The organism is Cobetia sp. (genome assembly GCF_983723665.1).
Window position 1 is genome coordinate 1 of record NZ_CFDJES010000163.1, and the last position, 5,557, is coordinate 5,557.

At 64.0% G+C, this 5,557-nt stretch carries 6 protein-coding genes; 4 read left to right on the forward strand and 2 right to left on the reverse strand.

Annotated elements, in window-relative coordinates; genetic code table 11:
* The coding region (locus tag AC4FAH_RS12925; RefSeq protein WP_054556838.1) for a peroxiredoxin at window positions 1–473 on the reverse strand (473 nt) is incomplete at its 3' end.
* 447 nt (window positions 474–920) lie between these two features.
* Here AC4FAH_RS12925 and dapA point away from each other — a divergent pair.
* The 4 genes from dapA (at window position 921) to purC (ending at window position 4,580) form a co-directional block, all read left to right on the forward strand.
* On the forward strand, window positions 921–1,805 hold the full coding sequence (gene dapA / locus AC4FAH_RS12930) for a 4-hydroxy-tetrahydrodipicolinate synthase (RefSeq protein ID WP_043336386.1): 885 nt from the start codon (window positions 921–923) through the stop codon (window positions 1,803–1,805).
* Window positions 1,805–2,743, forward strand: coding sequence for a hypothetical protein (locus AC4FAH_RS12935; protein WP_054556839.1), 939 nt, complete (start codon window positions 1,805–1,807; stop codon window positions 2,741–2,743). Before dapA ends, AC4FAH_RS12935 begins: the two co-directional genes overlap by 1 nt.
* A gap of 143 nt (window positions 2,744–2,886) precedes the next feature.
* Window positions 2,887–3,669: an MBL fold metallo-hydrolase gene (locus tag AC4FAH_RS12940; RefSeq protein WP_043333823.1), complete on the forward strand. Its 783-nt coding sequence runs from the start codon at window positions 2,887–2,889 to the stop codon at window positions 3,667–3,669.
* 194 nt (window positions 3,670–3,863) lie between these two features.
* The gene (purC, locus tag AC4FAH_RS12945) at window positions 3,864–4,580 is read left to right on the forward strand and encodes a phosphoribosylaminoimidazolesuccinocarboxamide synthase (protein WP_043333774.1); all 717 of its coding nucleotides are present in this window, start codon (window positions 3,864–3,866) and stop codon (window positions 4,578–4,580) included.
* 161 nt (window positions 4,581–4,741) lie between these two features.
* Here purC and AC4FAH_RS12950 read toward each other — a convergent pair whose 3' ends face one another.
* Entirely contained in the window at window positions 4,742–5,320 is a 579-nt protein-coding gene (locus tag AC4FAH_RS12950; RefSeq protein ID WP_043333775.1) for an NADPH-dependent FMN reductase, read from the reverse strand.
* Between the last annotated feature and the right edge of the window lie 237 nt (window positions 5,321–5,557).

The following is a 5,557-nucleotide window of genomic DNA, read 5'->3' on the forward strand; positions in this document are numbered from 1 at the left end:
CGGTCAGCGTTGAGCTCGCGGGCGGCTTCCAGCACTTCCTCGACATGGCCCTTGACCTTCACGCCACGCCATTCGCGCGCCAGATTGCCGTCGGCGTCGATCAGGAAGGTGGAGCGCACCACGCCGAGACTTTCCTTGCCCATGAATTTCTTCATGTGAATGACGTCAAAGATCTTGCACAGGGTCTCGTCCGGGTCGCTGATCAGCTCGAACGGGTAGCCCTGTTTTGCCCGGAAGTTCTCGTGGGTGCGCAGGCTGTCGCGGGAAACGCCGAGAATCACGGTGTTGGCCGCTTCGAATTCCTCGAGGTTGTCGCGGAAGTCACCGCCTTCGGTGGTGCAGCCCGGCGTGTGGTCCTTCGGGTAGAAATAGATGACGGCTTGCTTGCCCTTGAGGCTGGCCGGAGTGACTTCGGTGTCACTGGTGGCCTGGGCGGTAAAGTCGGGAATTGGCTGACCGAGGCTGACGCTCATCGTGCTCTCCTGGCGATGACTGACGGCCATGTGGCGGCTGACAGTGCTGAATGATGAAAAAAACCGGCAGTGATGGGCATCGCGCTTGCCCGCTTCTGCGGTGTGTCCTGCATTACACGCAGGGCGTCCTGACTTGTCAAAGACAGGGCAGAACTCTTGTGTTTCACCGTCTTGGCGACCGGCGCCATCGCGCCCATCCACCGTGCATCTGCCCCGTGGACAGGCGAGGGAATCCACCGCTTTGCACAACCGGTGCAGATGGCGTCTGTACAGGCTTCGATGGTCTTTGTAACATCATCACCCTTGACGCGACTCGCGTGTCGGCGTGCCCACGCAATCAGAGTCCGGCGTCAACCAATTTATGTCAGATGTCTGTCCCCGAGATCCGTTGTTTCAACAGCGCAGGGACACGCCTGGCGCATCAGGCACCAGAGGAGAATTCGAGGGATGATCACAGGTAGCATTGTCGCACTGGCGACCCCGATGAAGGCCACCGGCGAGATCGACTGGGACGCCCTGCGCCAGCTGGTCGCCTTCCACCTCGAAAATGGCACCGATGCCATCGTCGCCGCCGGCACTACCGGCGAGCCGACCACCATGTCCTTCGCGGAGCACTTCGATGTCATCCGCTGTGTGGTCGAGACGGTCGCCGGCAAGATTCCGGTCATTGCCGGCACGGGCGCCAACGCCACCTCTGAAGCGGTCGAGCTGGCTCGCTACGCCAAGGAAGTCGGTGCGGATTACTGCCTCTCCGTGGCGCCGTACTACAACAAGCCGACCCAGGAAGGGCTCTACCAGCACTTCAAGGCCGTCGCCGAGCAGGCCGGTATCCCGGTCATTCTCTACAACGTGCCGGGTCGTACCTGCTCCGATATCTACAACGAGACGGTCTTCCGTCTCGCCGAGCTCGACAACATCGTCGGCCTCAAGGATGCCACCGGCAACCTGGAGCGTGGTCAGGAACTGATCGACCGCCTCAAGGGCACTGACTTCGCGCTCTACTCCGGCGATGACCCCACGGCCTGCGACTTCATCCTGATGGGCGGCCACGGCGATATCTCCGTGACGGCCAACGTCGCGCCGCGCCTGATGCACGAGATGTGTGAAGCCGCCGTGGCCGGCGATGCCGAGCGCGCTCACCAGATCAACACGCGCCTGATGCCGCTGCACTCCGCGATGGGCGTCGAGTCCAACCCGATCCCGGTCAAGTTCGCCATGCATCGCATGGGCCTGTCGCCGGAGTCCGGCGTGCGTCTGCCGCTGACCTGGCTGTCCGAGCAGTACCACTCCACGGTCGAGGAAGCACTGCAACTGGCCGAGGTGCTCAACTGATGAGTCAGCGTTTCGTGCCACTGGCCCTGCTGACGGCGCTCGCGGTCGCAGGCTGTTCCAGTGATGGCTACTACTACGATCGCAACAGCGAGTATGCCGATGCCAGCATCGCGCCGCCGCTGGAGCTGCCGGACACGATCAATCGTGGTGATTACCAGGATTCCATGCCAGTGCCGCAGGCCAGCAGTGACTTCCTGGCCAGCGACGACTTCGAGGCACCGCGCCCCCAGCCGCTGGCGACCAGCGAGCAGGGCGGGCGTGAGTTCGTCGCCATGCGTCAGAGCGGCGATGCCCGCTGGCTGGCCGTGAACGCCGCGCCGGCAGCGGTGTGGACGCGTCTGCAGTCCTTCGTGCGCGACCAGGGCCTTGATGTGCAGAGCATCGATGCCGGCAAGGGCGAGATCACCACGGCCCAGGGCATCATCAGCGTCAGCCAGGGGCTGCGTGCCGATGCCTCCGAAGTGCGTTGTCAGCAGGGCGGCGATGTCGCCGGCAGCTGCCTGAACGCGCTGAGCGGCTATCTGGCCGCGTCTTCCGCCGATAGTGGTGTCTCGCTGGCGGCCCAGTCGCTCAGCCGTGATGACCGCGTGCGCCTGGAAGGCCGCGATGGCACCTGGCAGGTCGATCTGGCGCTGGACACCGAGCGCAGCTGGGCCGAGCTGCTCTATCAGCTGCAGAAGAACTTCAACACCGACTACCAGACGCTGACCGATCAGGACCGCTCGCGTGGCGAGTTCATGGTCGATTACATCCCGCGTGAAGAGCGTGATGGCGGCTGGTTGGGTATCGGTGGCGATGGTGATCCGGTACCGATGGTACTCAAGCTGCGCGCCGAGAATGACCACACCCTGGTCACGGCGACCCGTGCCGATGGTGAAGAGACCACGCCGGCACTGGCGCGTGAGCTGCTCGACGCCGTGGCGTCGACACTGCGCTGAGCATGTGGCTCGACACGCCTTGCGCCGCCTCATCTGACGACTCGTCGGGTGAGGCGGCTGCGTCGTTTCAGATCCCCCTCCCGGTGGCAGGCAGTGGGGCGCTGGCGGCCGCCCGTGGGCCGAGTGGCGACGCTCAGGGCGTGATGGCGATGGCGTCGCTGGGCAGCGGCAGCAAGGGCAACGGCACGCTGATCCGCACTCGCGAGGCACTGGTGCTGGTCGATTGCGGCTTCACCCTCAAGGAGACCGAGGCCCGCCTGGCGCGCCTCGGGGTGCATCCCTCGCAGCTGGACGCCGTGCTGGTCACGCATGAACATGGTGATCACCTGAGCGGCGTGGGGCCGCTGGCGCGTCGTCATGGTGTGCCGGTGCATCTGACCACCGGCACCTGGCTTGCCGGGCGTGCCAAGAAGCTCGGTGCGCTGCCGAGTCGCCATCTGATCACGCCGCAGCAGGAGTTCGCGATCAAGGATCTCGAGATTCTGCCGGTCACGGTGCCCCACGATGCGCGCGAGCCGGTGCAGTTCGTGTTCAACCGGCGCGGTGAGACGGCCACGCGTCGCCTCGGCGTGCTGACCGATCTCGGCCATGTCAGTGAGCATGTGCTGCAGTGCTTTGCCGATTGCGATGCGCTGGTGATGGAGTTCAACCACGATCCGCAGATGCTGGCCAGCGGGCCGTATCCGCCCAGCCTCAAGCGGCGGGTCGGGGGGCGGCTCGGTCACCTGGCCAATGCCCAGGCGTGTGCCGCCTTGCCCTATCTGGGGCTGGCGCGCCTGCAGCGGCTGGTGGCCTCGCACCTGTCGGAGAGCAACAACCATCCGTCATTGGCCCGGGAGGCACTGGCCCCCTGGCTTGCGGATGACGATAGTCGCCTGATCATCGCCGCGCAGGACAGCGGCTTTGGCTGGCAGGCCATCGCCTGATATTCATGACGCCCGGTCGCTTCGCGATCGGGCGTTTGTGATTCTGGATGAGCTGACCAGATGGACAGCTCTCGAATCACGCCATACACCAACGCCACAGTCCTTCTCGACTGGGCGTGACAGACTCAAGCGTGATCGATTCATCGTCGACCGCCTCAACACTCGACGCGTCTAGCGTCATCAGGGGGAATCTCATGGAAAAGCGTGAAGAGCTCTACGCTGGCAAGGCCAAATCCGTCTTCGTCACTGACGACCCGGATCTTCTGCTGCTGGAATTCCGCGACGATACCAGCGCCTTCGACGGCAAGCGTATCGAGCAGCTGGATCGCAAGGGCATGGTCAACAACAAGTTCAATGCCTTCATCATGGAGAAACTCAAGGCGGCCGGTATCCCGACCCACTTCGAGCGTCTGGTCAGCGACAACGAATGTCTGGTCAAGCGTCTCGACATGATGGCGGTGGAGTGCGTGGTGCGTAACATCTCCGCCGGTTCACTGGTGCGTCGTCTGGGGGTCGAGGAAGGCATCGAGCTCAATCCGCCGACCTTTGAGCTGTTCCTCAAGAACGACGAGAAGGGCGACCCGATGATCAACGAGTCGCTGGTCGAGACCTTCGGCTGGGCAGAGCCCAAGCACCTGGCACGCGCCAAGGAACTGACCTTCCAGGTCAACGACATCCTCAAGCAGCTGTTCCTCGACGGCGGCATCCTGCTGGTCGACTACAAGCTCGAGTTCGGTGTCTTCAAGGGTGAGGTCGTGCTGGGTGACGAATTCTCGCCGGACGGCTGCCGTCTGTGGGATGCCGAGACGCGCGAGAAGCTCGACAAGGACCGCTTCCGTCAGGGCCTGGGCGGCGTGATCGAAGCCTACGAGGAAGTCGGTCGCCGTATCGGTATCGATTTCTCGGCCTGAGCCTGAATCTGGGGCAAAGTCTGAGGTGATGCACTGACGCTCTGACGTCACAGACAGCGCATCAAGGAACGGCCCCCTGCCAATGGCAGGGGGCCGTTCTTGTTTGGCAGGCGCCAAGTGTCTGGCCGGGAACGTAGCTGTGAGGAAAGAAGCGTGGCGCTTCAGGAGGCGCGCAGGCTGGCCAGGTCGATCACCTGGCGGGCGACAGCCGCGAGGGCGTGGTCCTGGCCTTCGTCATCCAGGCTGCCATCCTCGTGGAAGGCGCTGGCGGCACGCGAGACCGCGATCTGCTGGGGCGCGACCAGCATGCCGAGGTTGTTCAGGTACAGGCGCACGAAGGGCAGCGCGCGCATGCCGCCCATGGCACCCGGTGAGGCCGAGACGATGCCGACCGGCATGCCGCGCAAGGCGTCCATGCCGCTCTGGCCATCCGCCGCCGGGCGTGATAGCCAGTCGAAGGTGTTCTTGAGCAGCGGGCTGAAGAAGCCGTTGTATTCCGGCGTCGCCAGCAGCAGCCCCTGATGGCTGGCCAGCATCTCCTGCAGGCGGTCGGCGCTGGCGGGACGGCCATTGGCCTCTTCGCTGTCGCCATCGTAGAGCGGCATCGGGAAGTCGTTGAGATCGAGCAGACTGACCTCGGCACCTTCCTGCCGGGCGTGGTGCGCCAGGCGCTCGATCAGGCGTCGATTGACGGAGGCCTTGCGGGTACTGGCGGCAAAGGCAAGCAGACGGATACTCATGCGGCGGACTCCCGGTGAAACGAGTGGAGATGAAGGAACGCACGCCCAGTATGGTCAGGTCTCGTGACGGTTTGCCAATCCAATCTGGCATTGTCTTGATCTGGCGCGCGCAATCCTTCGATCCGCTTCATGCAAGGCGTTGACCCCCATTGGCAAGGCGCTGCCCTGGCTCGCGCAGGGGCTTGATCAGACGGCCACGATGGCCGCGACCTCCATCGTCAAGGAGCCATCGGGTTG

What these genes read in the sequence shown, in the direction of transcription:
- dapA (WP_043336386.1), top strand. Translation starts at nt 921, where the DNA reads ATGATCACAGGTAGCATTGTCGCACTGGCGACCCCGATGAAGGCCACC.
- purC (WP_043333774.1), top strand. Translation starts at nt 3,864, where the DNA reads ATGGAAAAGCGTGAAGAGCTCTACGCTGGCAAGGCCAAATCCGTCTTC.
- AC4FAH_RS12935 (WP_054556839.1), top strand. Translation starts at nt 1,805, where the DNA reads ATGAGTCAGCGTTTCGTGCCACTGGCCCTGCTGACGGCGCTCGCGGTC.
- AC4FAH_RS12950 (WP_043333775.1), bottom strand. Translation starts at nt 5,320, where the DNA reads ATGAGTATCCGTCTGCTTGCCTTTGCCGCCAGTACCCGCAAGGCCTCC.
- AC4FAH_RS12940 (WP_043333823.1), top strand. Translation starts at nt 2,887, where the DNA reads ATGGCGATGGCGTCGCTGGGCAGCGGCAGCAAGGGCAACGGCACGCTG.